A 25477-nucleotide genomic window follows, 5' to 3' on the forward strand; every position below is an offset into this window, starting at 1 on the left:
TAGCGATTCTGGGCAAAAAGCTAACGAAAGAATTAGGGATAGGAGCGAGCTTACTAAGAATTATTATTAATAAGTGAGAGATGGTGCGGCAAACTTTTTCGAGCTAAAACCATGGAAAGCTTATGATGTATGGATTTCAGTCTTCTTGTCCCCCTGTCAGGGATTTAGTCTATTTATGCCCCCCTATCGAACCATAACAAGTCCCGAAGAGCCAAAAATATGAGGCAATTAAAATAATTGTTATTCGAGTAGATTTCTTAACTAGAAAGACTTTTAGTCTTGAGATTATATTAGGTCGAGGTCTATTTATGTCAATCCTCTATGGCTCCAGCGACTGCTGCGCTAAAATTGGTTTTATCACCTCTTATGGCAACCTTACAGATATAGCAAAATGTTCTAGCCCGGCTCCAGCATATCTCGATTTGCTGCTTCAGGAAATTGAGGCAACGCCTAGAGAATATTGGGCAGATTTGCTGGATACCTTACGCCAGTTTCGAGAGAAAATTCCATCAACCGCCCCATCTTTAATTGATGCTGAACAAGCCCAGAAAAATCAAGCGGCGATCGACCTTCTAGATTCGTGGCTACATGACACTGAAGATGCCTAGGAGCATCAGCAAGCCTGGGATTTTCTGAAAACTGCTCTTGACGAAGATCGGTTATCTGATCGCCCCTTATTTCCATGATCCGTCTGATTTTGCTAGATTCTGGACTACTGGGAATGGTCACTAATCCAAAAGCCACAGGTATTACTCTTGATTGTCAACTATGGCTAAAAGCTCTCTTACAACGCGGAGAACAAATTGTCATTCCCGAAATTTCAGATTAAGATTAGTTTATTTGAAAATATAAAAGGGTGCATAATTAAGCAAGTTTAGTTTTTGGGAGAATAATTAATCATGCGACGCGCAAACATTTCGACTATTAGTATTTCATTCGCTATCTTTGCTCTAGTAGTCTGTTGCCATAGTTTATTTGTCTCATCTGAAACTGCTATTAAAACTCAAGCTATATACTGGTTTTATTCTGCACTTATATCAGCCATAATTCCATATCTTGAAGAAATAGCGGTTTACGTCAAGACTATAAAGGTCGGCAGCGGTGGTATCGAGATTGCTATGAATGAGGTTAAAGAGAAAATTCAGAAAATTGACGCAAAAGTAGAGAAAATGGATAACAAACTATTGCAAACGCTGGAGCGGGTTCAACAAAATGAAGCAATACTCTCGCAACAAGCCCGTGATATTCGGCAGCAGAATTATGATTCTTGGACTGTTAACATACTTGCAAAAATGAGTCCTCAAGAGAAATTAGCAACACAAGAATCCCTCACTCACACCCATCTCAAAAATGAAGGTGTTGGAATAACGCAACTTAAAGAGATGTTAAATCAGCTTGGTTATTATCATGGGAATATAGATCAAGCATTCAATCCTGAGTTAGCACAAGCGGTCGAAAAATTTCAACTTGAAAATGGGTTAGGAATACCTGATGGCATAGCTGGTTCAGTGACACTCACTAAAATTGCTGAACTTTTGCGCCGTTAAATTAAATTGGTGCAGTGTGATGCCGAAGGCACTGCGTAGCAGATCGCAATCTTGTAGGGTGCGTTCTCTAAGGTGACTCCTACTGATCGACCGATCGATTTTTGGGGAACGCACCATGCACATTGATTGCAGCTGCGGGTTTAAGTGCGATGCCAAAGGCACTGCGTAGCAGATCGCTGCTCTTGTAGCTTGGGTTGACGGCTGTTACCCAACTCCCTCAAAACAATGCAGTAGGATAGACGTGGGATAGATTTTCTAGATTGCCGTGAGCGAAACCGTCTATATTGAAACCAGTGTTATCGGTTATCTGACAGCCAGATCGACCAAAAACCTGATTATTGCTGCCAATATTGAAATAACACGGGAATGGTGGGAATTTCGTCGAAACGACTTTATTCTGTACACTTCGGAGGCTGTCCTAGAGGAAGTAGCTAAAGGGGATACAGCGATCGCCTCCCAAAGGCTGGATATTTTGCGTGATTTTCCCTTGTTAGCATTGAATGACGCTGCACAAGATTTGGCTAAACAATTCTTAACCCGCAGTAATCTGCCTCCAAAAGCGAAAGTTGACGCGATCCACATTGCCGCCGCAACTGTCCACGGCATGGATTATCTGTTAACGTGGAACTGTAAGCATATTGCTAATGCTCAAATACAGGGTAAGTTAGCTGAGATTACCCTTGGTTGTGGCTATGTATTGCCTATCCTTTGCACACCCAACGAACTAATGGGAGATTAAGTCATGTGGACAGATGAAATTGTTGAGGAGATCCACCTAATCCGTGAAGAGTATGCCAAGTCCTTCAACTATGACTTGGATGCAATCTTTGCAGACCTACGCAAAAAGGAAGCAGCAAGCGGCAGAGAAGTCGTAAACTTATTGCGAAAGCCCAGTCTAACAAGTCGTTGGAGCGGCCAAGCTAGAGAGCTTGATGATGGGATCAAGGATGCTAACCGCCGCTCAACTTAGTTGTTCCCCACTTCCCACGAAAAACTTTTTCCCTATGAGGGGAAAGATTCGCCAATAGACTGGACAAGAACCTCTAGATGGGCGAGACTATGGGTGGCCATGGCAGTAAATCGCAGACGACTGGTGGGAACGGTAGGAGGACGAATGGCGGGGGCAAAAATCCCTTTTTCTAGCAGTTTTTGCGATAATTCTAGGGCTTGGCCCGGATTGGCTACCGTTAAACATAAAATCGCCGCTTCCGAAGGCAATATATTAAAATTATTTAATTTACTCTTGACAAAATTAATATTTTGGTGTAGGCGTTGGCGACGTTCCGGTTCCAGACGAATAATCTCTAAAGCCATTCTAGCGGCGGCGGTGTCGGCGGGGGATAAACCGGTAGTATAAATCCAGGTGGCGGCGCGATTGCGGATAAAATCGATAATTTTGGCACTTCCTGTCACATATCCCCCTAAACTGCCCAAAGCTTTACTCAGAGTCCCCATCTGAATTAATTCCCGTCCCTGACAACCACAATATTCCACGCAACCTGTGCCATTTTCCCCCATAACTCCGGTAGCGTGAGCCTCATCCACCAAAACCATACAATCATAAATCTCGGCTAGAGCGAGAATTTCCGCTAGGGGACAGATATCCCCATCCATACTAAACACTGTATCAGTGAGCAGTAAACAATGACGATAGTGATGACGGTGGGCTAATAACTGATTTTCTAAGTCTTCGAGACTATTGTGCCGGTATTCTTTCACCGTGGCACCGCTTAACTTGGCTCCATTTTTGAGGCTAGAGTGATTATATTGATCTCCTAAAATCAGGTCTTTCTGCGCCACTAAACAGGTAATTGTCCCCAAATTGGCTAAATATCCCGAACTAAAAACGATTGCGTCTTCACTATTTTTAAAAGATGCGATCGCTAACTCTAGATCTCGATGAATATCTCGGTGTCCACTTAATAGACGCGAGCCGGTGCTTCCAGTTCCATAGCGTTGTGTGGCTGCTATGGCTGCCGCAATCATTCTTTCATCGGCTGCTAATCCCAGATAATCATTACTGGCAAAATTAATCAGCGATCGACCCTCTAATTCTATAACGGCCCCGCTCCGGCCTTGAATGGTTTTAACCCTTCGATACCAATTGGCCCGATGGAGGGTTTTTAAGCTATCCTCGATCCAAGAGTAAGGATGATTCATGGGCGATTTGTCAATATATAGCCAGATTATTGCCGAAAAAGGCTCTTTTAAGGGTTAATAGTTTCGTAAAAACGACAATCTTGACAGGGACCGGAGGGGTTAATCGCACAGCGCAACAGTTCGGATCTGGCGTTAAAACGACAACTAGCATCCCCCATCACCCAACGTCCTTCAATCAAACTTTTTTCGTTAGGAGTGGGAGCAGTTTGTACATAAAGGGAAATTTTGCGTAAACAATAGCCACCAATCTTGTATTGATACTGGTGGTGACGTTCCAAAACTGCGTAGGTTTGTCCTTTTAAGGCCAAATAATTACCCGGTTGTGGCATCCAATCCAATTGAATCTCTCCCAAACTTTGCCGCGGATGGGTTAGAATAACCTCCGTTGTTAATGAATCTTGCTCCATGATTATCCCTGTATTCTGGGCTACCTTTGCTCAATGGTAGCCTAGATCTCCGAGTCGATTAATAATTATATCTCCTGCAAAAATCAAAAATCTTCGGTTAGGTAAGCAGACTCCCAGACAGAAGACTCCGAGACAGGGGAAGAAAAAAGACAAGGGACAACTATCCTAGAATTGCCAATTTCCCGATTAGAGTAGAAGATAAACCGCAGGATTTTCCCGAGAATTGACTTTATGGTTTACCCGATCCCGCCTGAAGATAATCTACCGCAAAAATTTCCGAAAATTCCCTTAGATCGTCGGGCCTATGCTTTCCTGATTGACTTTGCCTCGATCTGGTTTTTAAGCTCCTTTGCTAACAGTGCGCCTGTACTACAATTTTTCCTTTTTCTCCTGATTTGGTGGTGTTTGCGGGTGTTATTAGTAGCGCAGAATCGGGGTCAGAGTTTAGGACGTTGGGCCTTGGATATGAAGGTCATCGATCTACGACTTCAGCGTTTACCCGGAATTTTGGAGTTAAGCAAACGAGAGGCGATCGCTGGTGGCGGGGCAGCTTTAATGATGGTAGGGTTAAATACTTTTTTTGGCAATCCTTTAAGCTTGATTTTATTATCTTCGCCCCTTTTCGCCGATTGTGGTATGGCGATCGGTGATGAGCAATTTAACCAAGCTTTCCACGATCGCATCGGTGGCACGATTGTTATTCCCACCCGTCGAGGTTTTTCTCTCGATCTACGTTTAAGAAGGCTTTGGTATCAAGTTAAGGGCAGAATGAGAAGATAAATATCAGTTATCAGTTATCAGTTATCAGTTTTAAGTTTTGAGTGAGCAGTATTATAGCAGTTTTCATCAGAATGAGGTATGGGCAAGGGGCTTAAGCCCTTTGTTGGCGAAACTTGTCGATACCTCAGTAACGTGAAAAGTGCTATATATGGGTTTTCCTGTAACGGAAAACCCTTGATTTTGTCTCCCTGACTTGGTAATAGTCAGGAAAGATTAAGGCTCCTGATGAGATCGCATTACAGGGGGAATTTAGGGAATCGGATCAGCGTTGGCATCGAAAAGCCCATAATTAAAGTTATTCCCCCATCTGACGGGCATCGGTGGGGGACAAGAATTAGTCTATTAGGAGTTTACCAAAATGTCAGAAGACAGATTAGAGCGGATCGAGAAAATAGTGGAATCGAACGCTCGCGCTATTCAAGCCCTAGCTGATGCCGTCGCTAGTGACCGCGAAGAACGGAAACAGGAGAAAAAAGGGCTTTACGATTACCTAGCTCGAATAGCAAGCGCACAATCAGATTTTTATGAGACTCAAGCCGATTTTTACCGGCATCTAGAGAGAATGGATGATCGACACACTCAAATGATTGAAATCATCCGACAGATTAACGAGAACAGAAGCGATCGAGCCTAACCTCACCTCAGTAACGTGAAAAGCTCTATAAATAGCAGTTTACCAGCATCTTTTCACTGTTTACTGTTTACTGGACGGCTACGCCGTGCCTTTGGCAACACTGAAAAAGGCGGGATCGGCCGGGATCGAACCGGCGGCCTAGTGCTTAGGAGGCACTCGCTCTATCCAACTGAGCTACGACCCCTATTTTTTCCCTAACCATGATAAGACATCCACGGCTAAACTGTTGATTGCCATGGATTATTTAGGGTTTTTTTGGGGGGGTAATCCCGACTAATCCAGCAGAATCAGGCCTCGATACCCGCCTACTTTCTGTTTTATGGCCACAACCTTGGCAGTATATTAATTTTATTTGCCCTTGAGGGCTTTTTTAAAATTCTTGCGATAGGCGGGATTAACAGCCAACAGAAGCGGCCAGAACAGTGTTAGAGCTAAACGATTGGGTAAACTGGAACTAAAATTAGTGCTTCTGTACCCATTCCAGAATTTCCAACCAACGAAACCATAAGCAATTATTAAGATAAAAATAACGGGTCTCATGCCATCTCATCCTTAGATTTAGACAATTCACATCTCTCATTTTAAGCTTGGGTTTTGCCGACTTGGGAAAAGAAAATATTGTCCTGAATCCGGGAGACGGTGTTAGAATGCCGGTTAGGAACTAGCTCGATCGAGATAGGAAAACTAAAGCCAGAATTTGAAAAAAATATTTAAAAACGGCGAAAAGATAGCCTTGGGAGGAAGTTATGCGAGCGGTACTAATGGCAGGTGGTTCGGGGACAAGATTACGTCCGCTTACTTGTGATCTTCCCAAACCGATGGTTCCGATTCTCAACCGTCCGATCGCCGAACATATTATTAATTTACTACGAAAGCATGACATTACCGAAATTATCACCACCCTACACTATCTCCCCGATGTCATGCGCGACTACTTTCAAGACGGCAGCGACTTTGGGGTAAAAATCACCTACGCTGTGGAGGAGGATCAACCCCTAGGCACCGCAGGATGTGTGAAAAATATTGCCGAATGGTTAGATGATACCTTTCTGGTGATTAGTGGCGATAGTATCACCGATTTTGACCTGCAAAAAGCGATCGCATTCCATAAAAGCAAAAACTCGAAAGCAACTCTAGTCCTAACGCGCGTTCCCAATCCGATCGAGTTTGGGGTAGTGATTACCGACAAAGAAGGCAGAATTCGCCGTTTTATCGAAAAACCATCCACCAGCGAGATTTTTTCCGATACTGTCAACACCGGAACCTATATTCTCGAACCAGAAGTCCTCGATTATCTCCCCTACAAAGAAGAAGCCGATTTTTCTAAAGATTTGTTTCCACTGCTGCTGCAAAGGGGCGAACCTATGTATGGTTATGTGGCCGATGGTTATTGGTGCGATGTCGGTCATCTGGAGGCCTACCGAGAAGCGCAATACGACGCTTTATCCGGCAAAGTTAACCTGGAATTTCCCTATCGAGAAAAATCCCCCGGAGTATGGGTCGGCACTAATACCTATATCGATCCTAGCGCCCAGATTGAGGCCCCGGCCATGATCGGCAATCATTGCCGCATTGGTGCAAATGTTCTGATCGAGAGGGGTTCGGTTATCGGCGATAATGTCACCATCGGCGCTGGTTCCGATCTGAAACGTCCTATCCTCTGGAATGGTGTGGTGATCGGGGATGAGGTCAATTTAGCTGCTTGTACGATCGCTAGAGGAACTAGAATCGATCGACGGGCCCAGGTACACGAAGGTGCGGTGATCGGACAATTATCGATCGTCGGGGAAGAAGCGCAGATCAATTCTGGAGTCAGAGTCTGGCCGAGTAAACAGATCGAATCGGGAGCCATCCTCAATATTAACCTGATTTGGGGAAATACTGCCCATAAAAACCTCTTTGGTCAACGAGGAGTATCGGGCCTCGCTAACATCGATATCACGCCCGAATTCGCCGTTAAACTGGGGGCAGCCTACGGTTCCATCCTGAAACCGGGGTCAACGGTAATTGTCTCCCGGGATCAACGTAGTGTCTCGCGCATGGTCAGTCGATCGCTGATTGCCGGTTTAATGTCCGTGGGGGTGAATATCCAAAACCTACAAGCGAATGCTTTACCGATTTCGCGCACTCTGGTGTCAAAATTAAACGTAGTCGGTGGTATTCACGTTCGTATCCATCCCGATCGCCCAGATTTTCTCTTAATCGAGTTTTTAGACGAAAAAGGGATTAATGTTTCCAAAGCGAGGGAAAAGAAAATCGAAGGCGCTTATTTCAAAGAAGATCTGCGACGGGTGGGAATGCAGGAAATCGGCAGTATGTCCTATCCGGCTGATATTCTCGATAATTACCGCAAAACCTTTGAAACTCAGCTAAATGTGGAGGCTATTCGCAATAGTAGTTCCAAAATCGTCATTGACTACGCCTACGGAGTATCGGGAGCAATTTTACCAGAATTACTGGCTAAATTTGGCTGTGATGCCGTGGTTCTCAATGCCAGTTTACGTCAGAATGCCCTTTCCATGCAGGAAAGAGAGTTACTGATCCATCAATTGGGCCATGTGGTGGAGGCCCTGAAAGCGAACTTAGGCGTACAAGTTTCGGCCAACGGGGAACAATTAGTCCTCGTCGATGAGAGTGGTTTATCGATTCGCGGGGAACAATTAACTGCTTTAATGGTGAATACAATTCTGACCGCCCATCCGCGCGGTACAGTGGTAGTGCCAGTTCATGCTTCTAGTGCCGTGGAACAGATCGCACGTCGTCACGATGGCCGGGTGGTGCGGACAAAAGCCAGTCCTAGCGCTTTAATGGAAGGATGTCAAACTAATCCTAATGTGGTTTTAGGAGGCTCTGGGCAAACTGGCTTTATTTTTCCGCAATTACATCCCGGTTTCGATGCCATGTTCAGCGTGGCGAAACTTTTGGAGATGTTAACCATTCAGGAACGTTCTCTAGCTCAGGTGCGGGCCGAGTTACCGCGCATTTACAATAAGAATACGGCGGTGCGTTGTCCTTGGAAAGTCAAGGGATCTTTGATGCGCTATCTGGTGGAGACTCACGCTACCGATAATCTAGAGTTAATCGATGGGGTGAAGGTGATTAATCCCCTTAATGATGACTGGGTATTGATTTTACCCGATGCCGGAGAACCTTTAGTGCATATCTATGCCAACAGTGAGCAGCGGGAATGGGTCGATCGGACAATTAAAGAATATCGTCATCGTGTCCAATATTTCGTCGAACATTACCAGGGCGAAATAGTGATGATTTAGGATTTTTTGCCCTATTAGCCACGAAACTCGACTATGATGACTTTTTTGACCTAAAAGGTGTCCTAGCCCTGTAAATGCTCATTTTTCCCGCAAAAGCAAGGCGATTCGATCGGCTGCCGCCTCACCGCTGCGGATCGCTCCTTCAAAAAATCCCGGCCAGCGATCGGCCATTTCTGTGCCGGCCCAGTGAATCGGTCCAACGGGAGTAAAAAGAGCCTCGCCGAAACTTGTCCAGACTCCGGGGGGCATAAAAGCGGAATAGGCGCCACCAGTCCAGGGATCCCCGGGCCAATCCACTTCATCGTAACTGATCGGGAAAAGAGCCTCTTGACCGAAATAAATAGCTAAATCCGAGAGGACGGCGGCACGACGCGCCGGACTACTCATGGAGCGCCAACGAATATAGCGATCGCCAACCACAAAGGTAGCAATTACCCCGACGCCGGTTTCGGGATCGGAACTATCAGCACAGAGTTCCAACCATTGACAATTCCCCTGAGCAACTCCCGCTAGTCCCTGTTTTCGCCAGAAAGGTTGCTCATAGGAAATCAGGATTTTAGCGCAGCATCCCATCGGTACTCGTTGGGTTAGTTGTTCTCGCTGGGGTGGCAGCGGGGGATGATAAATAATGCGGCCGGCAAGATGGGGTGGCATGGCAATGATGGCAAATTTGGCGGTAAAAGTGTTTTGAGTGGTTTCTATGGTGACACCAGCCGAGTCATAATTAAGGCGAACAACCGGTTCCCCCAGTCGAATTCGCTCTCCTAATTCCGCCGCGATCTTGTCGGGAATTTGTCCCGCTCCGCCATGGATCAGTTCGGCTTCTGGATGTTCAGCTTGAGCGGCGCAATTTTGTCCCCAAAGAACGTGCAGCAGTGAGACTTGCTGGGGTTCGGCTGGCCCGAGAAAACCCACGGCACGCACCATATAAGCAAAATACCATTGACCAAAATCTGTGCTGGTGTTTTCTTCAATCCACTGGGCAAAAGTTTTACTATCTAGTTTTTTGGTGTGATCGTTGCTTTGGGGATAACCGGAAGGTAGGGTTTTAGCTAGTTCTTGAAAACGCGCCCATGCTGACATCGCATCTTGCCATTCTGCTGGGCCGATATCGGGTACTTCTCCCTCGTGGAAACCTTGAAAAAAACCATTGAATTCATAGCGTTTGTTGTTAAAGACTAGGACGGTTTTTCCCTGATTGGGAGAGGGAAAACGACGTATTTTATACTCATCAAGGAGGGCTAAAAAACGCTCTTGGGTTGGACCCACCCACTGACCACCTCGATCGATCCACTGTCCGGAGGGGAGATATTGACCAGACATTCTGCCACCGTAACGATTTCGCGCTTCGATCACCAGAACTTGATGACCTCGCCTCTGGAGATTCCGCGCGGCGATTAATCCTGCTAATCCTGCCCCGACCACGATGCATTCATAGCTAGTCCACTGGAGATTTGTCATGATTTTAGCCCCACAGAATATTTTATAATTGACAATTGTTATTTTCTCCGATTTTTGCCTCAGTTTCTCTATCCATTGGGTCTTTTGATTAAATTATCTGCTAAGTATCTAAGCACAATTAATTACACATCTAAACCACTACTCCGTCAGACGGCTCTTCTGGTTTCTGTGTGGAAACGGGGTCTATACTGATAGTTTCTTCAGCAAAATAGTCCTAAAAGTCTTTCTAGGTAAATATTTCACGATTCTATAAGCAAAAATTATCACACAAAGTCGAGAAGAGCCGTCAGACTTCTGCTGTGATTAGTAAACAGTGAACTGAAAACTCAAATCCGATCCCTAATAGCTGTATCCCGTCTCCCGTATCCCTTATCCCGTCTCCGTTCAGACCTCGGTGTGAGCTTAGCGTTCGACCGAGCTCACGGCCGAAGTCCGAACGGCAAAAGGGGGAATAAATAATCACTTTTTAATAACTGGATTTAGTATTATTGTCCCAATGCTTCGCCCTATCTAGACCAAAAAAAACCAGTCTTCCCTAATTTTTCGGGAAAACTGGACAAACTAATCTTGAAATTTTAACCGACGTTAGCGGTTTGTTTTTGGCTAAAAAATGCCGCTAAAACCTGTTCGGCAATCTGGGGACTGGTTAAACCCAAATCAGCGAAAGATTCCTCTGGTTTTGCGTGGTCCACTAATTTATCGGGAACCCCGAAACGCTTGACCGGAACTAAAATATTAGCATCCTGTAAAGCTTCCAAAACCGCAGAACCAAAACCACCCATCAAACAACCTTCTTCCAAAGTCACCACTTTACCAAGACGTTGGGCAAGGGGAAAGATAAGTTCTGTATCAAGGGGCTTGACAAAACGAGCATTAACCACTGTGGCTTCGATGCCGTGTTCGCTGAGAATTTCGGCCACTTGTAGGGAAGTATTGACCATCGTGCCGTATCCTAACAGGAGAACATCATCGCCACTGCGGAGAATTTCGCCCTTACCGATGGGTAAAGCTTCCCAACCCTCTTCCATCAGGGGAACCCCTAAACCATTGCCCCGGGGGTAACGCATGGCAATGGGACCGCTGGTATGATTAATCCCTGTCACTACCATTCTTTGCAGTTCTGCCTCATCTTTCGGGGCCATAATGGTCATATTGGGGATACAACGCAGGTAGGCGATATCGTACATCCCTTGGTGAGTCGGTCCATCGGCCCCGACAATACCGGCCCGGTCCATGCAGAAGAAAACCGGGAGATTTTGAATGCAGATATCGTGAATAATCTGATCAAAAGCCCGCTGCAGGAAAGTAGAGTAAATGGTGACAACCGGGCGCATTCCTTCGCAAGCAAGACCACCAGCGAGAGTAACGGCGTGTTGTTCGGCAATTCCCACATCGATGTACTGTTTCGGTAGTTTTGCCTGAAATTTATCCAATCCCGTCCCGGTGGCCATGGCGGCGGTAATGCCAATAATGCGCGGGTCATTTTCCGCTAATTTAGTGAGAGTATGCCCGAAAACTTTGGAATAAGCGGGAGGTTTCGGTTTACTGGAGGGAATCGGTTTACCCGTGGCTAAATTAAAGGGATTTTGGGCATGATAACCCACTTGATCTTTTTCGGCCCATTCGTAGCCTTTACCTTTAACGGTGGCAACGTGGACGAAAACCGGTCCGTGGACTTTATGGGCCTGTTTAAAAGTGGCGATTAATTCGGGAATATTATGACCATCAATCGGGCCAAAATATTTAAAGCCCAATTCTTCGATGACAGCGCCGACTTTGGGAACTGCTAACCGTTTCATTCCTTCTTTGACTCGTTCCATTTCGGGAGTGAGGGAGTCACCGAAGAAGGGTAGATGTTTCAATTGCTCTTCGAGATTATCAGCGATAAACTGGACGGGTTCGCTCAGACGAACTTTATTGAGATAGCGGGAAATTGCCCCGACGTTGGGGGAAATGGACATCTCGTTATCGTTGAGTATAACCATGATGTTGGTGTTCGGTAAATGTCCAGCATGGTTAATCGCTTCTAGGGCCATACCCCCGGTTAAAGCGCCGTCCCCGATGATCGATACCACCTTGAAATCTTCGCCCTTGGCATCCCGGGCTAAAGCCATTCCTAACCCCGCAGAAATGCTCGTGGAGGCGTGTCCAGCCCCAAAATGGTCAAATTTGCTCTCGCAACGTTTTAGATAGCCCGCAACGCCGTTTTTTTGGCGCAGGGTGTGAAAATCGTTATAGCGACCGGTGAGGAGTTTGTGCGGATAAGCTTGGTGTCCCACGTCCCAAAGGACTTTATCGCGATTAAGATCAAGGGTTTGGTAAAGGGCGATCGTTAGTTCTACGACTCCTAACCCCGGTCCCAAATGTCCACCGGTAGCGGCGATCGTCTGGAGGTGTTTTTCGCGAATCTGACGGGCAATATCTTCTAATTGACGGAGTGACAAACCATGTAACTGGTTGGGATGAGTAATTTCACTTAGGTGCATATCGGCTTCTTTTTCAAAGTAGTTTATCCCTATACCAACTGTATAGGATTTTCAGCCTGAGTTGACATCCTCACCGCCGTAAACGGACGGTGATTCCCAAACCTCACGATTTGAGTTTCTGCTTCTTTCCCGAAGGATTTTTCGCACCTGCCTTAACAGATTTACTCTGTTCTGGTCTTATGGTCGCTCTACAGACTGACACCGCAAGCCCTGCGGCCAAAATGTTTTTACTCGCGTTAATATCTCGGTCATGGTGTGTTCCACAGTCTGGACAATCCCATTCTCGAATATTTAACGGCATCTTTTCGACAATATACCCGCAATTACTACACCTTTTAGAGCTAGGAAACCATCTATCTATTTCGATGTAGTTTCTCCCATACCAACGGCATTTATAGGCTAATTGTCGGGTTATTTCTCCCCAACTAACGTCAGATATTGCCTGAGATAATTTCGGGTTTTTGACCATATTCTTGACAGCTAAATTCTCAACCACAATCGTTTGGTTTTCACGAACTAATTGAGTGGTTAGCTTGTGTAAATGGTCTTTTCTACTATCGGTGATTTGAGCGTGAATCCTTGCTACTTTGATTCTTGCTTTTTCCCGATTCTTTGACCCTTTCTGTTTTCTAGAAAGGCTTTTTTGTGCCTTTCGCAGTTTCCGATAATGCTTTTTAAAGTGCTTAGGATTAGATACTTTATCGCCATTGCTGGTAATCACGAGGCTACTAATTCCTAAGTCAATTCCAATGGCTTTATCTGTTACTGGTAAAGGCTTAATCGTTGGGTCATCAAATCTAATTGAAATATGCCAGCGTCCAGAAGGATGTAATCTGACTGTTACTGTACTTGGTTCACAGCTTTCTGGTATTTGTCTTGACCATCGAATAGGTAAAGGTTCTGTGCATTTAGCTAAATAGATTTGTCTGTCTTTAAATTTAAAAGCAGATTTGGTAAATTCGGCACTTCCTCCCTGATGTTTTTTCTTAAAGTTAGGATACTTAGTACGACCAGCAAAGAAGTTAGTAAAAGCTGTTTGTAGGTGTCTTAACCCTTGTTGTAAAGGTACACAGCTAACTTCGTTTAAAAAGTCTAATTCTTCTTGCTTTTTCCAATCGGTCAACATTGAAGAAGTTTGAGCATATCCTACTCTTTCTTGTCTTTCATACCATGCTTGTGTTCTGAGATGGAGTGCCTTATTGTAAACTAATCTTACACAGCCCAATGTGCGCCGCAATAGCGACTCTTGTTCGGGTGTTGGGTAAAATCGGTAAGAATAGGCTTTTTCCATATCTCACATTCTAGAATATATCGTGTAAATGCGCTAGTATTTAACGGTAAAGCCAACCTAAAACGGCGGGGTTTCAGACCCAAAATTTCCGATGAGGGAAAATCTAGGCTAATCTGGCCGCCGTGCGTAAAATTTGGCCGGCTAACATGGCGGCCCCAAAACCATTATCTATATTAACCACGCCGATGCCGACCGCGCAGGAATTGAGCATAGTTAACAAAGGAGCAATACCGCCGAAACTGGTTCCATAACCGATACTGGTGGGAACCGCGATCACCGGGCGATCAACTAATCCCGCTACCACACTTGGTAAGGCTCCTTCCATTCCCGCAACAACAATTAACACATCGGCGGCATCCAGTAGATGGCGATGATTCAAGAGGCGATGAATTCCCGCTACTCCCACATCCCAGAGACGCTGCACGGAAAAACCGCATAATTGAGCAGTAACCGCCGCCTCCTCCGCTACGGGAATATCGGCAGTTCCCGCCGTTAGGATGGAAATTATCCCTTTTGGGGGATTTTCTGGAGCGGCTGCGGCAATGGCACAGATGCGGGCTAAGGGATAATAAACTAAGTCTGTTACCTGTTCCTGTAGCTGGACTGCTATCTCTGCTTCAATGCGGGTGGCCATAACCACGGGACTATTTTGACGCAATACACCGATAATTTGGGCGATTTGAGCGGTGGTTTTACCCGGTCCCCAGATAACCTCCGGAAATCCCGTTCTTAATTGACGATGATGGTCAATTTTAGCGAAGTCTTCCACCGGTTCAAAGGCCAGATGTTTAAGTTTATCTAAAGCTGTCTCCGGGTTAATTTCTCCCCTGGCAACGGCGGTCAGCAGCGATCGCAAATCGGCAGCATGGAACATGGTCAGTTATCAGTTATCAGTTATCAGTTATCAGTTATTCAGTGATCAGTTATCAGATTTGAGTTTTCAGCTATCAATTATCAGATTTGAGTTTTCAGTGAACAATATTAAGTGGCAAGTTCCGAGATTACTTTTCACTGATTACTGCTCACTGATTACTGCTCACTGATTACTGCTCACTGATTACTGCTCACTGCTATTAGGAGGCCATGGTAGCTGCGGGACGGCGGCGGCGATAAGTACGATTGTTCGCTGGTTCTGTTGCCGCCGCTTGCAGGAGGAAAATCACTAGAGGTTGACTCTTTAACTCCCGTTTGATTAAACGTTGCAAAGTCGTCTCGATTTCGGCCCGCAAACCGGCCCAATCTGGGTCCCCCGTCGCAGTTTTAAATTCACCACTGCGATCGCTTAAACAGCGTTCGATCGCCCGAATAATTAACTGATTCAGCAGCGGGATTTCCACTTTTGTCACCACACCGCGCAAATTAATCTCTGGAGGTGCGCTTAATTGTCCCTCAGCGTTAACGAAGGCGGCGATCGTAATCACACCATCTTCGGCTAACTGTTGTCTTTCCTGCATAATGTGTTCGTGGACCACACCCGCTTGATCGACTAACTCGATTCCCGATGGCACTGGTGTGCCGAGGCCAATGCGATCGCCAGTTAACTCGATCGTGTCACCATTTTTGACAATTACCATATTTTCGGCGGGAATCCCCATACTTTGGGCCATCTGAGCGTGTTTGACCAGCATTCGGTGTTCTCCATGCACTGGCACAAAAAACTTCGGCCGGGTCAAAGATAACATCAATTTATGGTCTTCTTGGGAACCATGGCCGGAAACGTGAATTCCTTTATCGCGTCCGTAAACCACGTTAGCACCCTGCATCATCAGGCGATCAATTGTATTGACCACAGCGATGGTATTACCCGGAATCGGATTAGCGGAAAAGACAATCGTATCCCCCTGACGCGCTCGAATATGAGGATGTTCACCCTTAGAAATCCGCGTCATGGCCGCTAAAGGTTCCCCCTGGGATCCTGTGGTTAAAATGACGATTTTCTCATCAGCTAAATTGCGGGTCGCTTTCAAGGGTTCAAATATATCGTCGGGACATTTGATATACCCCAAATTACGCGCATGAGCGATAACATTTAACATCGATCGACCTACTACCACCACTTTCCGGTTAAATTTCTGGGCTAATTTCAACACCAGATTAATCCGATGCACCGAGGAAGCAAAGGTAGTGATCATAATCCGTCCCGTTGCTTGGTTAAAAACCCGCTCTAAACCGGGATAAACGGAAGCTTCCGAGGGAGTATAACCAGGTACTTCCGCGTTAGTGGAATCACTCAATAAACATAGCACCCCTTTCTCGCCATGTTCGGCAATTTTTTGTAGATCAAAAAACTCACCATCGACGGGAGTATGGTCAATTTTAAAATCTCCTGTGTGAATAATTATCCCTAAAGGAGTGTGAATTGCTACACAAAAACTATCGGCGATCGAGTGGGTATTGCGGATATATTCCACCATGAAAGATTTACCTAAACGCACCATTTGCCGAGGAGCAACGGTTTCTAATTTGGTACGATTTGCTAATCCTGCTTCTTCCAATTTATCCCGCAATAAAGCCATCGCTAGACGCGGACCGTAGATAATTGGTACATCAAATTGTTTGAGATGGTAGGGAATACCACCGATATGATCTTCGTGACCGTGGGTGACGATCATACCCTTAATTTTATGGCGATTTTCTCTTAGATAAGTCATATCGGGAAGCACTACATTGACCCCGTGCATATCATCGGAAGGAAAAGCTAAACCAGCATCCAAGAGAATAATCTCATCATCGTATTCAAAAACACAGGTGTTTTTGCCGATTTCGTGTAATCCTCCTAGGGGAATGATCTTTAGTTTTGCTTGGGTTTTATCTTGACTCATTAGGTGTCCTTTGATGGTAAGTTATGGTGATTTTTCAGGTGGGTTTTGTGGACGGGAAATCTCAAAAAATTAATAGTTAGAATAAGTCGAACTAGGGAGATAACACCTAGTTAAATTCACTTAGTATTGATACTTTTTGGCTGTTCTAAACTATATTTCTTTTCTTCTAGTTAAGCTATTGACATTATAACCTATTTCTCGAAAAAATCCTAGTTTAGTGAGCCAAATTTTCTAGTATTTTTCTAAATCAAAGACAATTCTCGCATAATTTTTTCTAATCCTTCTTCTAACTCGGGACTTAAGGAACATAAAGGAGAGCGCAATCCCCCCACTTCCCAACCGACTAGATTTAAGGCCGCTTTAATTGGAATTGGATTAGTGGTACAGAATAAACCTTTAAACAGAGGAAATAATTTCAAATTAATCTCGATCGCTTTGGCCGCATCTCCAGTTAAGAAAGCTTGAATCATCCCTTGAATTTCTTCTCCCACTAGATGACTAGCAACACTGACCACCCCCACCGCACCACAGGTCATCAGGGGTAAGGTGAGAAAATCATCGCCGGAATAAATAGCGAAATTTTCAGGAGTATGACAGTAAATCTTGCAGGTTTGTTCTAAATTACCACTAGCTTCTTTTACCGCCACAATATTATCAACTGCTGCCAGTTTAATAATCGTTTCTGGGGTCATATTTTGACCAGTACGACCGGGTATATTATAAAGCATTACTGGCAGATCGGGACAAGCTTTGGCAATGGCACAAAAATGCTCATATAAACCCTCTTGGGGAGGTTTATTGTAGTAGGGAACCACTTGTAAAGAACCATCCAAACCCAGTTTAGCAGCCTGTTGGGTCGCTTCAATCGCTTCGGAAGTGCAATTAGAACCCGTGCCTGCGATCACTTTTCCCCGACCACTAACAGCTTTTTTGACAACACTAAATAGTTCGTACTCTTCCTGCCAACTTAGGGTGGGTGATTCTCCCGTCGTCCCACAGACCACTATACCATCGCTACCGTGGGTAACTAGATAATCGGCCAATTTTTCCACCATCCCATAATTAACTTGACCCTCGACGGTGAAGGGTGTCACCATCGCCGTAATTACTCGTCCAAAATATGTTTCACTCATTGATCAGTTATTAGTTATCAGTTATCAGCAAAAAAAGGTTATCAACTAAATACATTGAAGCTTTTAGCTTAACAAATTAGGTTTTAGATTCGGTCTTTGTTATCAGTTTTTGAGCGATCAGCAATCAGCTTTAAGACTGGATTTGTCCGATTAATTAGCGATTTTTCTAGTTATCATTGCCTTGGTCTAGCTGATGGCTGATAGCTTAATTATCAAACTGTTGCTAATCTTGAACCGACGAGATTTTTCTTAACTAAAAGTTCGGCAATTTGTACAGCATTTAAAGCCGCACCCTTGCGAATTTGATCGCCGCATAGCCATAATTCTAGACCATTAGGATGGGAGATATCTTGACGAATGCGTCCCACTAATACTTCATCACGACCGGTGGCATCAATTGGCATAGGAAAATAATTAGCGTCCCAATCTTCCACTAATTTTACCCCCGGAGCAGACTCAAGAATTTCTCTGGCCTTCACCACAGAAAAAGGCCGACTAAATTCTAGGTTAACCGATTCCGAATGGGCCCGCAGGACGGGAACCCTCACACAGGTGGCACTAACCCGCAGCTCTGGACAAGCAAAAATCTTGCGGGTTTCGTTGACCATTTTCATTTCTTCCTCGCAGTACCCTTGACCATTAATCGGGGTATTGTGGGGAAAAAGATTAAAAGCGAGGGGATAGGGGAAGGAATTAGTGGGGGGTTGCCGATTGTCAAGAATTGCTTGTGCTTGCTGTTTTACCTCCTCCATCGCTCGCGCTCCAGCACCACTAGCGGACTGATAAGTAGAAACTACTACTCGCTCGATCGCCTGTACTTGGTGGAGAGGCCAGATCGCCACCCCTAAAAGAATTGTCGTACAGTTGGGATTAGCGATAATGCCCCGGTGATTGTCCACACTGTCGGGATTGATTTCTGGGACAACTAAAGGCACTTCGGGATTCATGCGAAAAGCACTGGAGTTATCGATAACCGTCGCACCGGACTCGACAATAGTTTTCGCCCAAGCTTTTGAGGTGGATCCCCCCGCAGAAGCGAGAACGATATCCACGTCCTGAAAAGAGCGCTCGTTTACCGCTTCGATGAGGAGACTTTCGCCCTGAAAATTGAGGGTTTTTCCAGCAGAACGCTCGGAAGCCAGTAATTTTAGACCAGCAAGAGGGAAATGACGACTAGCTAATAACTCTAGTAATTCCGTTCCCACGGCCCCGGTGGCCCCTAAAATAGCGACCCGTACTTTTTGACTCAAATTGTGTAACCTCCTGACGAGTTGGGTGACGATAATGATCCGAAGAAATCGTTAAAGTAAAAAATCTTTTTTGTCCACCGAGTTATTCTCAAGCTTGGATTGATCGGCTTTTGATCAGTAAAATTTTCTGATTGGGCTTAACTGCCCAAGGACGGAATAAATTAAATATACCCCATTGACCGCTAAAATAAAAAGATTGTGACAGCTTGGGGAGCAACTGCAGCTATTCCCCTAGAATATCATGAGCGGGACGGATCCACCGCAGGCGTAAACACCGCTCACCCTATTATAAACGTTCCTTGTCGTAAGAGCTAGAAAAATCGATGAAAGTTATTCAGGAAAAGCTTCCTGCCAGTCAGATAGGTTTAGAAATTGAAATTCCCGCCGAAACCACGAAAAACACCCACGAGAAAGTGGTAGGTAATTTAGCGAAGTCGGCCAATATACCCGGTTTTCGCCCCGGTAAGGTTCCCCGTCAGATTCTTCTACAAAGATTGGGAACTAAAGCGGTAAAAGCGGCGGTAATTGAGGAATTAATCGAAAATTGTCTCGAATCTGCCCTAAAACAGGAGGGGATCGAGTCCCTGGGGAATCCCCAGCTATTGTCTAAGTTTGAGGATTTGATCGCTGCCTATGAACCGGGTAAAGCTTTGACTTTTTCAGTTTCCGTGGATGTGGCCCCGACAATTATTCTCGGAGATTACGAAAATCTGAGCGTTACTGCCGAAGAAACCGTTTATGATCCCGAATCCGTGGAAAATTGGTTTAAAGAGCGTCAAGAACAGTTAGCGACATTGGTTCCCGTGGAAGATCGCGGAGCGCAGCTGGGAGATGTGGCGATCGTTGATTATCGGGGAAAATCCGCCGAAACTGGCGAGTATATCCCGGATATTGACGGCGAAGATCTGCGGGTGGATATGGAAGCAGGACGCTTTATCGAGGGGATGGTGGAAGGAATTGTCGGCATGAAACCGGAAGAAGTCAAAGAGATGACTTTAACTTTCCCAGAAGATTATCCCAAAGAGGATGTGGCAGCAAAAGCGGTAATCTTTACCATTACGATGAAAGAGTTAAAGGCAAAGGAATTACCGGAGCTTGACGACGATTTTGCCCAAGAAGTCAGCGATCAGGAAACAATCGCCGAATTAAGAGCAAGTTTAGAGAAACGCTTCCAAGAAGAAGCGGAGAAGGAAACCAAAGAAAGCATTTATGACGCTTTAACTAAGGAATTAGTCAAGGGTGCGACTTTAGATTTACCGGAGACGCTGATCGAAAAGGAAGTGACACATATTTTGACCCAAAGCTTCATGGAATTTCAACAAATGGGGCTAGATGTCAACCAGTTGTTTACAAAAGATAATATTCCCAAAATGCGGGAAAGCACCCGTCCCGATGCGATCGAAAGTCTGAAAGAGACTCTCGTGGTGCAAGAATTGGCTAAAGTCGCCGGCATTGAAGTCAGTCCCGAAGCGGTAACGGAAAAAATCGCTAAAATCATGGAGCAATTGTCCGATCGCGACATAGATATGCAGCGTCTCGAACAGGTGATCACCGAAGAAATGCTGGCGGAAAACACCCTAGAATGGCTGAAAGAAAAGGCTACTATCACCCTCGTCCCCAAAGGTTCCCTAGAGGAAGAAACAAGCGAGGAGGAGGAAACAGAAGAAACCTTCACATTCACCGAAGTGGAAGTGTTGGCAGCTGAGGCTGAGGAAGAATAACCGTAAGGAGTTAGCAGTCGTGTTGGGGTGTTGGGGCATTGCTTGAATTCCCCCATTCCCCCATTCCCTGATCACTGATAGCTGATCACTGATAACTGATAACTGATTGGGGTGTTGGGGTGTTGGGGTTTTAGGGTATTGGTTGAATTCCCCCATTCCCCCATCCCCTGATCACTGATAGCTGATCACTGATAGCTGATCACTGATAGCTGATCACTGATAACTGATGACTGATTCCTGCCAACCGGGGGAAACTTAGGGCATAATAGATGGACAGAAGTGCTAAAGATGCTTAACATTTGCCAGTAAAAGCTCCACAGCCAAGCAAAAACCCTAAGATTGTGATAGCGGAACCGAAAAAATTATGCTCGAATCGAGATCACCTGACTACCCAATTACCAGTAATTGTCGCCCTGCTATCTACGCCAACACGGGGAGAAACTCCCTAGCTAACGTTTTACCCGTGGTAATCGAACAGTCTGGCATGGGTGAACGGGCTTTTGATATCTATTCTCGACTCCTGCGCGAGAGAATTGTCTTTTTGGGAACTCCCGTCGATGATCAGGTCGCTGATTCGATCGTTGCCCAACTCCTCTACTTGGAGGCAGAAGATCCCGAAAAAGATATCCAACTCTATATCAACTCCCCCGGTGGTTCCGTTTATGCTGGACTAGCTATCTACGACACCATGCAACAAATTCGCCCCCAAGTGGCGACAATTTGTTTCGGTTTAGCCGCTAGTATGGGAGCATTCCTGCTGTGTGGCGGCGCAGCAGGTAAACGGATGTCCCTACCCAGTAGCCGGATCATGATTCACCAACCCCTCGGCGGCGCCCAAGGTCAAGCTAGTGATATCGCCATCCAAGCTAAAGAAATCCTCTACATTAAACAGAGACTCAACACCATGCTGGCTCACCACACCGGTCAACCCTATGATCGCATCGCCAACGACACCGAACGGGACTTTTTTATGTCCGCCGTCGAAGCTAAAGAATATGGGTTAATCGATCAGGTGATTTCCCGTCCCGAACTGCCCGATCCTACCGTTCCCGTTACTTCCCTGTAAATAATAAACTATGTCTAAATACGACTCCCACCTCAAGTGTTCATTTTGCGGCAAATCCCAGGAACAAGTGCGAAAATTAATCGCCGGGCCGGGGGTCTATATTTGTGACGAGTGTGTGGAACTGTGTAACGAAATTCTCGATGAGGAATTGATGGAACCGCCCAGTCCAGTCGCCCCAGTGGAGGAACGTCCCAACAAACGGCGATCGGGCCAAAATAAAACCACTTGGGAACAAATTCCCAAACCAAGAGAGATTAAAAAACACCTCGATGACTACGTTATTGGTCAAAATGAGGCGAAAAAAGTGCTTTCGGTGGCGGTTTATAACCACTACAAACGCCTCAAAGATATCCAAACCCAAAAAGCCGGTGGCGGCAATCCAGAAGATAGCATTGAACTGCAAAAATCTAATATTTTGTTAATTGGTCCCACAGGATCGGGAAAAACCCTTCTAGCTCAAACTCTGGCTAAAATCCTCGATGTACCTTTTGCTGTCGCCGATGCCACCACTTTAACCGAGGCTGGTTATGTGGGGGAAGATGTGGAAAATATTCTCTTGCGTCTGTTACAAGTGGCAGATTTAGACGTGGAAGAGGCGCAGCGGGGCATTATCTACATCGATGAAATCGATAAAATTGCCCGCAAGAGCGAAAATACCTCGATTACCCGGGATGTGTCTGGAGAAGGGGTACAGCAAGCTTTACTGAAAATGTTAGAGGGAACGATCGCCAATGTTCCCCCCCAAGGCGGCCGCAAACACCCCTATCAGGATTGTATTCAGATTGACACCAGCAATATCCTGTTTATCTGCGGTGGGGCGTTTGTCGGTTTAGATAAGGTGATCGATCAGCGTCTCGGTAAAAAATCCATGGGCTTTATTCAACCGGGAGATAGCCAAGCTAGTAAGGATAAGGTGGCGGCAGGGTTATTAAAACAAATGACTCCCGATGATTTGGTCAAATTTGGCATGATTCCAGAGTTTGTCGGTCGGATTCCCATCCTAGCGGCGCTTTCACCCCTGGATGAGGAAGCTTTAATCGCTATCCTGACCCAACCCCGCAACGCGTTAGTGAAACAGTATCAAAAACTGTTGAAGATGGATAATGTACAGTTAGAGTTTAAATCTGATGCCGTCCTAGCGATCGCCCAAGAGGCCTATCGTCGCAAAACCGGGGCCCGGGCCCTACGGGGTATTGTCGAGGAATTAATGCTCGATGTCATGTACGAATTGCCCTCGCGCAAGGACGTGAAACGCTGTTTAATCACCCGCGAAATGGTGGAAAAACGTTCCACGGCAGAGCTATTGGTTCATCCTTCCTCTCTACCGAGTCAAGAATCCGCTTAAGGGGAAAAATCGAGGTTAACCATGCTCAATACCGTTCCTGCAATTGTCAAAGAAGGCCGGATCGAACTCCTCGAATCCGTGCCGATTCCAGAGGGTACTAGGGTTTTAGTCACCCTCATCCCGGAGGAGACAAACTCGGATTTCTGGCAAAAAGTCAGCGAAACTGCTCTCGCTAAGATTTGGGATAATCTGGAAGACGACATCTATGAACGATTACTCGAAGCTTGAAATCGTTCTCGTTCGTTATCCTTTTTCAGATTTAGCGGACGCTAAAATCAGACCGGTTATCATTGTTAGTTCTCCTCACCGTTCACGGGATGTTTTTCTGGTTCCCCTTACCAGTCGCATCAATAATTTACTGGAGGGTGAGTTTTTGCTAGAAGATTGGGAGAACGAGGGATTGAATGTACCGACGGCCGTTAAGCGGGGGATATACACAATCCAACAAGATTTACTCCTTAAGAGAATCGGACGACTATCGGACACAGATGCGCGACGTTTGCAAAACTCTTTACGAGGATGGCTAGGTATCTAACTATCATGAAAACTCAAATAATCGATCAAACAATCACTGTCCGCGGTGTTCCCCACTATTACGAGTGGATTCGCGGGTCGGAATCTGCCCAGAAAAAGCCGGTAATGGTGTTTATTCATGGTTGGGGAGGATCGGGACGCTATTGGCGATCAACGGCTGCGGCAATTTGCGATCGCTTTGATTGTTTATTGTACGATATGCGCGGTTTTGGTCGGTCTAAATTGCCAGAAAAATCCCTTGATCTTTCCTACGATTTAGAAGAATATGCCCTTGATTTGGCCTTGTTTTTAGATAGTTTGGAAATCGAAAAAATCTATCTCAATAGTCACTCGATGGGGGCATCGGTGGCGACTTTTTTTATTACTATGTACCCGGAAAGAGTGGTCAAAGCAATTTTAACCTGTAATGGCATTTTTGAGTATAATAAAGCGGCTTTTGCTGCCTTTCATAAATTCGGTAAGTATGTGGTACAGTTTCGTTATCATTGGTTTTTAAAAGTACCTTTTGCCGATCAATTATTTATGGCGAGATTCTTGCATCGATCGATCCCAAAATCAGAAAGAATTGCTTTTTTAGAAGATTTTTTAGCGGCGGATTACGAGGCCGCCCTAGGCACAATTTATACATCTGTGAGTAAAAAAGCAGTGGAAATTATGCCTGGTAAATTTGCTGAGATTAAGGTGCCAACTCTTTTAGTATCAGGAGAAAAAGATATTATTATCCCTGCCAAAATGGGCAAAATGGCGGCGAATTTGAATAATAATATCCAGTATGTGGAGATGGCTAATACTGCTCACTTTCCCATGTTAGAAGATGTCCCTACTTATCTACAAAAATTGCAAGATTTTTTGAAAATTAATTAGGGTTTGCTAGGGGACATGAGTTTCAATGATTTGCCTGACAAGTATATTGAGGATAAAGAGTTACGCCGTCAGGGCGGATATTTGGGGGTACAGCGTCGCCAGGATTTAAAACCAGAAATATCTGCTGCTGTGTTTGCTACGAAACCTCCTCAGTTGCTTAAACCTATTGTGAAAGCTAAAGGGATAAGCTTGATTTTAGTGGAGGAAATTATACAGCCGGAATTGGATTATAAGTTGCGTTTTCAAATTTTATCAGATTTGTTTTCGGGATGGCTAAAACACCAAATTGAAGATCAAACTAATTTTGAGCTAAGTAATTAAGCAGCTTTAAGTTGTTAACTTCAAAATAGTGACAAAGATGTCTTGATAAACTTAGACGCAGGTTGAGGCGTTACGAAACACCACAAAACTAGGTATTCTTGCGTATTGCGTTTCGTAATGCCTAAATCCAACCTATGAATTACTAGCTAGTTCCTCAGAACATGAGAAATAGCAAGTCCTACCGCAACTCCAAACCAAAATAACCCACCATTGACTGTACCAAGCGTTTCCGACCCGGTCAAGTCAGTAAGGTAACTCTCGGAATCGGAGAACAAGTCTGCACCAGCAGGGCGTAACTCAGAAATAGTAATATTAGCCATTTTTGTTTCTTCTTGGAATAAGTTTGACTTTCAGGTAATCAGATTTATGTTTTTCCTTTCCCT

General features: G+C 45.2%; 24 protein-coding genes and 1 tRNA gene. 14 read left to right on the forward strand and 11 right to left on the reverse strand.

The window, feature by feature from the left end; translation table 11 throughout:
- The first annotated feature begins 308 nt into the window (after window positions 1-308).
- The 4 genes from ACE3JL_RS15470 to ACE3JL_RS15485 all read left to right on the forward strand — a co-directional run bounded on the left by ACE3JL_RS15470 (window position 309) and on the right by ACE3JL_RS15485 (window position 2517).
- Complete coding sequence (locus tag ACE3JL_RS15470) at window positions 309-608, forward strand: hypothetical protein (protein WP_375327864.1); 300 nt, start codon at window positions 309-311, stop codon at window positions 606-608.
- Between the two features lie 291 nt (window positions 609-899).
- On the forward strand, window positions 900-1547 hold the full coding sequence (locus tag ACE3JL_RS15475; RefSeq protein ID WP_375327865.1) for a peptidoglycan-binding protein: 648 nt from the start codon (window positions 900-902) through the stop codon (window positions 1545-1547).
- 265 nt (window positions 1548-1812) lie between these two features.
- Window positions 1813-2286 carry a type II toxin-antitoxin system VapC family toxin gene (locus ACE3JL_RS15480; protein ID WP_052276626.1) on the forward strand — a complete coding sequence of 158 codons (474 nt, stop codon included), beginning with the start codon at window positions 1813-1815 and terminating at the stop codon, window positions 2284-2286.
- A gap of 3 nt (window positions 2287-2289) precedes the next feature.
- The gene (locus tag ACE3JL_RS15485; protein ID WP_271990806.1) at window positions 2290-2517 is read left to right on the forward strand and encodes a hypothetical protein; all 228 of its coding nucleotides are present in this window, start codon (window positions 2290-2292) and stop codon (window positions 2515-2517) included.
- 32 nt (window positions 2518-2549) lie between these two features.
- On the opposite strand, the gene bioF is transcribed toward ACE3JL_RS15485, so the two are convergent.
- Together bioF and ACE3JL_RS15495 are read right to left on the reverse strand one after the other, a co-directional pair.
- Window positions 2550-3707 (reverse strand): 8-amino-7-oxononanoate synthase, encoded by a 1158-nt coding sequence (gene bioF, locus ACE3JL_RS15490; protein WP_375327866.1) that lies wholly within the window; start codon window positions 3705-3707, stop codon window positions 2550-2552.
- Between the two features lie 47 nt (window positions 3708-3754).
- Window positions 3755-4114: a DUF6464 family protein gene (locus ACE3JL_RS15495; protein WP_002747143.1), complete on the reverse strand. Its 360-nt coding sequence runs from the start codon at window positions 4112-4114 to the stop codon at window positions 3755-3757.
- Window positions 4115-4345: 231 nt separating this feature from the next.
- Here ACE3JL_RS15495 and ACE3JL_RS15500 point away from each other — a divergent pair, with 231 nt between their 5' ends.
- A complete protein-coding gene (locus ACE3JL_RS15500) occupies window positions 4346-4894 on the forward strand; it encodes an RDD family protein (protein ID WP_271990801.1) in 549 nt (182 codons plus the stop codon).
- Between the two features lie 358 nt (window positions 4895-5252).
- Window positions 5253-5528: a hypothetical protein gene (locus ACE3JL_RS15505; RefSeq protein WP_271990797.1), complete on the forward strand. Its 276-nt coding sequence runs from the start codon at window positions 5253-5255 to the stop codon at window positions 5526-5528.
- A 110-nt stretch (window positions 5529-5638) separates the two neighbouring features.
- On the opposite strand, the gene ACE3JL_RS15510 is transcribed toward ACE3JL_RS15505, so the two are convergent.
- Window positions 5639-5712: transfer RNA gene (locus ACE3JL_RS15510), tRNA-Arg, on the reverse strand.
- A gap of 164 nt (window positions 5713-5876) precedes the next feature.
- Window positions 5877-6068: a hypothetical protein gene (locus tag ACE3JL_RS15515; RefSeq protein ID WP_002738890.1), complete on the reverse strand. Its 192-nt coding sequence runs from the start codon at window positions 6066-6068 to the stop codon at window positions 5877-5879.
- A 206-nt stretch (window positions 6069-6274) separates the two neighbouring features.
- Here ACE3JL_RS15515 and ACE3JL_RS15520 point away from each other — a divergent pair, with 206 nt between their 5' ends.
- A complete protein-coding gene (locus tag ACE3JL_RS15520) occupies window positions 6275-8800 on the forward strand; it encodes a sugar phosphate nucleotidyltransferase (protein ID WP_375327867.1) in 2526 nt (841 codons plus the stop codon).
- 78 nt (window positions 8801-8878) lie between these two features.
- On the opposite strand, the gene ACE3JL_RS15525 is transcribed toward ACE3JL_RS15520, so the two are convergent.
- The 7 genes from ACE3JL_RS15525 to ACE3JL_RS15555 form a co-directional block, all read right to left on the reverse strand.
- Window positions 8879-10261: a flavin monoamine oxidase family protein gene (locus ACE3JL_RS15525; protein WP_271990793.1), complete on the reverse strand. Its 1383-nt coding sequence runs from the start codon at window positions 10259-10261 to the stop codon at window positions 8879-8881.
- Between the two features lie 575 nt (window positions 10262-10836).
- A complete protein-coding gene (gene dxs, locus ACE3JL_RS15530; RefSeq protein WP_271990791.1) occupies window positions 10837-12747 on the reverse strand; it encodes a 1-deoxy-D-xylulose-5-phosphate synthase in 1911 nt (636 codons plus the stop codon).
- A gap of 103 nt (window positions 12748-12850) precedes the next feature.
- Complete coding sequence (locus tag ACE3JL_RS15535; protein ID WP_375327868.1) at window positions 12851-14038, reverse strand: RNA-guided endonuclease InsQ/TnpB family protein; 1188 nt, start codon at window positions 14036-14038, stop codon at window positions 12851-12853.
- Window positions 14039-14141: 103 nt separating this feature from the next.
- The gene (larB, locus tag ACE3JL_RS15540; protein WP_002777893.1) at window positions 14142-14912 is read right to left on the reverse strand and encodes a nickel pincer cofactor biosynthesis protein LarB; all 771 of its coding nucleotides are present in this window, start codon (window positions 14910-14912) and stop codon (window positions 14142-14144) included.
- 199 nt (window positions 14913-15111) lie between these two features.
- Window positions 15112-16860: a ribonuclease J gene (locus ACE3JL_RS15545; protein ID WP_375327869.1), complete on the reverse strand. Its 1749-nt coding sequence runs from the start codon at window positions 16858-16860 to the stop codon at window positions 15112-15114.
- 242 nt (window positions 16861-17102) lie between these two features.
- Window positions 17103-17993 carry a 4-hydroxy-tetrahydrodipicolinate synthase gene (gene dapA, locus ACE3JL_RS15550; RefSeq protein WP_375327870.1) on the reverse strand — a complete coding sequence of 297 codons (891 nt, stop codon included), beginning with the start codon at window positions 17991-17993 and terminating at the stop codon, window positions 17103-17105.
- A 212-nt stretch (window positions 17994-18205) separates the two neighbouring features.
- A complete protein-coding gene (locus ACE3JL_RS15555; protein ID WP_375327871.1) occupies window positions 18206-19243 on the reverse strand; it encodes an aspartate-semialdehyde dehydrogenase in 1038 nt (345 codons plus the stop codon).
- A gap of 323 nt (window positions 19244-19566) precedes the next feature.
- On the opposite strand from ACE3JL_RS15555, the gene tig reads away from it, so the two are divergent.
- From tig to ACE3JL_RS15590, 7 genes are all read left to right on the forward strand, one after another.
- Window positions 19567-20964, forward strand: coding sequence for a trigger factor (tig, locus tag ACE3JL_RS15560; protein WP_375327872.1), 1398 nt, complete (start codon window positions 19567-19569; stop codon window positions 20962-20964).
- 364 nt (window positions 20965-21328) lie between these two features.
- Window positions 21329-22030, forward strand: a complete 702-nt coding sequence (gene clpP / locus ACE3JL_RS15565) for an ATP-dependent Clp endopeptidase proteolytic subunit ClpP (protein ID WP_375327873.1) — start codon at window positions 21329-21331, stop codon at window positions 22028-22030.
- Window positions 22031-22040: 10 nt separating this feature from the next.
- Window positions 22041-23375 carry an ATP-dependent protease ATP-binding subunit ClpX gene (gene clpX / locus ACE3JL_RS15570; protein ID WP_375327874.1) on the forward strand — a complete coding sequence of 445 codons (1335 nt, stop codon included), beginning with the start codon at window positions 22041-22043 and terminating at the stop codon, window positions 23373-23375.
- 21 nt (window positions 23376-23396) lie between these two features.
- On the forward strand, window positions 23397-23603 hold the full coding sequence (locus tag ACE3JL_RS15575) for a hypothetical protein (protein ID WP_002737934.1): 207 nt from the start codon (window positions 23397-23399) through the stop codon (window positions 23601-23603).
- Window positions 23581-23910: a type II toxin-antitoxin system PemK/MazF family toxin gene (locus tag ACE3JL_RS15580; RefSeq protein WP_016516286.1), complete on the forward strand. Its 330-nt coding sequence runs from the start codon at window positions 23581-23583 to the stop codon at window positions 23908-23910. Before ACE3JL_RS15575 ends, ACE3JL_RS15580 begins: the two co-directional genes overlap by 23 nt.
- 5 nt (window positions 23911-23915) lie before the next feature.
- Window positions 23916-24773 (forward strand): alpha/beta fold hydrolase, encoded by an 858-nt coding sequence (locus ACE3JL_RS15585; protein ID WP_375327875.1) that lies wholly within the window; start codon window positions 23916-23918, stop codon window positions 24771-24773.
- Between the two features lie 15 nt (window positions 24774-24788).
- Window positions 24789-25094, forward strand: a complete 306-nt coding sequence (locus ACE3JL_RS15590) for a peptidylprolyl isomerase (protein ID WP_375327876.1) — start codon at window positions 24789-24791, stop codon at window positions 25092-25094.
- Window positions 25095-25477: the final 383 nt, after the last annotated feature.

It is taken from the genome of Microcystis sp. BLCC-F210 (genome assembly GCF_042134685.1).
Taxonomy (GTDB): domain Bacteria; phylum Cyanobacteriota; class Cyanobacteriia; order Cyanobacteriales; family Microcystaceae; genus Microcystis; species Microcystis aeruginosa_D.

Excerpts from the sequence above, each read along its gene's own strand:
- ACE3JL_RS15520 (WP_375327867.1), top strand. The coding sequence starts at position 6,275 with ATGCGAGCGGTACTAATGGCAGGTGGTTCGGGGACAAGATTACGTCCG.
- dxs (WP_271990791.1), bottom strand. The coding sequence starts at position 12,747 with ATGCACCTAAGTGAAATTACTCATCCCAACCAGTTACATGGTTTGTCA.
- tig (WP_375327872.1), top strand. The coding sequence starts at position 19,567 with ATGAAAGTTATTCAGGAAAAGCTTCCTGCCAGTCAGATAGGTTTAGAA.
- clpP (WP_375327873.1), top strand. The coding sequence starts at position 21,329 with ATGCTCGAATCGAGATCACCTGACTACCCAATTACCAGTAATTGTCGC.
- ACE3JL_RS15485 (WP_271990806.1), top strand. The coding sequence starts at position 2,290 with ATGTGGACAGATGAAATTGTTGAGGAGATCCACCTAATCCGTGAAGAG.
- ACE3JL_RS15470 (WP_375327864.1), top strand. The coding sequence starts at position 309 with ATGTCAATCCTCTATGGCTCCAGCGACTGCTGCGCTAAAATTGGTTTT.
- larB (WP_002777893.1), bottom strand. The coding sequence starts at position 14,912 with ATGTTCCATGCTGCCGATTTGCGATCGCTGCTGACCGCCGTTGCCAGG.
- ACE3JL_RS15590 (WP_375327876.1), top strand. The coding sequence starts at position 24,789 with ATGAGTTTCAATGATTTGCCTGACAAGTATATTGAGGATAAAGAGTTA.
- ACE3JL_RS15575 (WP_002737934.1), top strand. The coding sequence starts at position 23,397 with ATGCTCAATACCGTTCCTGCAATTGTCAAAGAAGGCCGGATCGAACTC.
- ACE3JL_RS15525 (WP_271990793.1), bottom strand. The coding sequence starts at position 10,261 with ATGACAAATCTCCAGTGGACTAGCTATGAATGCATCGTGGTCGGGGCA.
- bioF (WP_375327866.1), bottom strand. The coding sequence starts at position 3,707 with ATGAATCATCCTTACTCTTGGATCGAGGATAGCTTAAAAACCCTCCAT.
- dapA (WP_375327870.1), bottom strand. The coding sequence starts at position 17,993 with ATGAGTGAAACATATTTTGGACGAGTAATTACGGCGATGGTGACACCC.
- ACE3JL_RS15580 (WP_016516286.1), top strand. The coding sequence starts at position 23,581 with ATGAACGATTACTCGAAGCTTGAAATCGTTCTCGTTCGTTATCCTTTT.
- ACE3JL_RS15495 (WP_002747143.1), bottom strand. The coding sequence starts at position 4,114 with ATGGAGCAAGATTCATTAACAACGGAGGTTATTCTAACCCATCCGCGG.
- ACE3JL_RS15500 (WP_271990801.1), top strand. The coding sequence starts at position 4,346 with ATGGTTTACCCGATCCCGCCTGAAGATAATCTACCGCAAAAATTTCCG.
- ACE3JL_RS15475 (WP_375327865.1), top strand. The coding sequence starts at position 900 with ATGCGACGCGCAAACATTTCGACTATTAGTATTTCATTCGCTATCTTT.
- ACE3JL_RS15505 (WP_271990797.1), top strand. The coding sequence starts at position 5,253 with ATGTCAGAAGACAGATTAGAGCGGATCGAGAAAATAGTGGAATCGAAC.
- ACE3JL_RS15585 (WP_375327875.1), top strand. The coding sequence starts at position 23,916 with ATGAAAACTCAAATAATCGATCAAACAATCACTGTCCGCGGTGTTCCC.
- ACE3JL_RS15535 (WP_375327868.1), bottom strand. The coding sequence starts at position 14,038 with ATGGAAAAAGCCTATTCTTACCGATTTTACCCAACACCCGAACAAGAG.
- clpX (WP_375327874.1), top strand. The coding sequence starts at position 22,041 with ATGTCTAAATACGACTCCCACCTCAAGTGTTCATTTTGCGGCAAATCC.
- ACE3JL_RS15545 (WP_375327869.1), bottom strand. The coding sequence starts at position 16,860 with ATGAGTCAAGATAAAACCCAAGCAAAACTAAAGATCATTCCCCTAGGA.
- ACE3JL_RS15515 (WP_002738890.1), bottom strand. The coding sequence starts at position 6,068 with ATGAGACCCGTTATTTTTATCTTAATAATTGCTTATGGTTTCGTTGGT.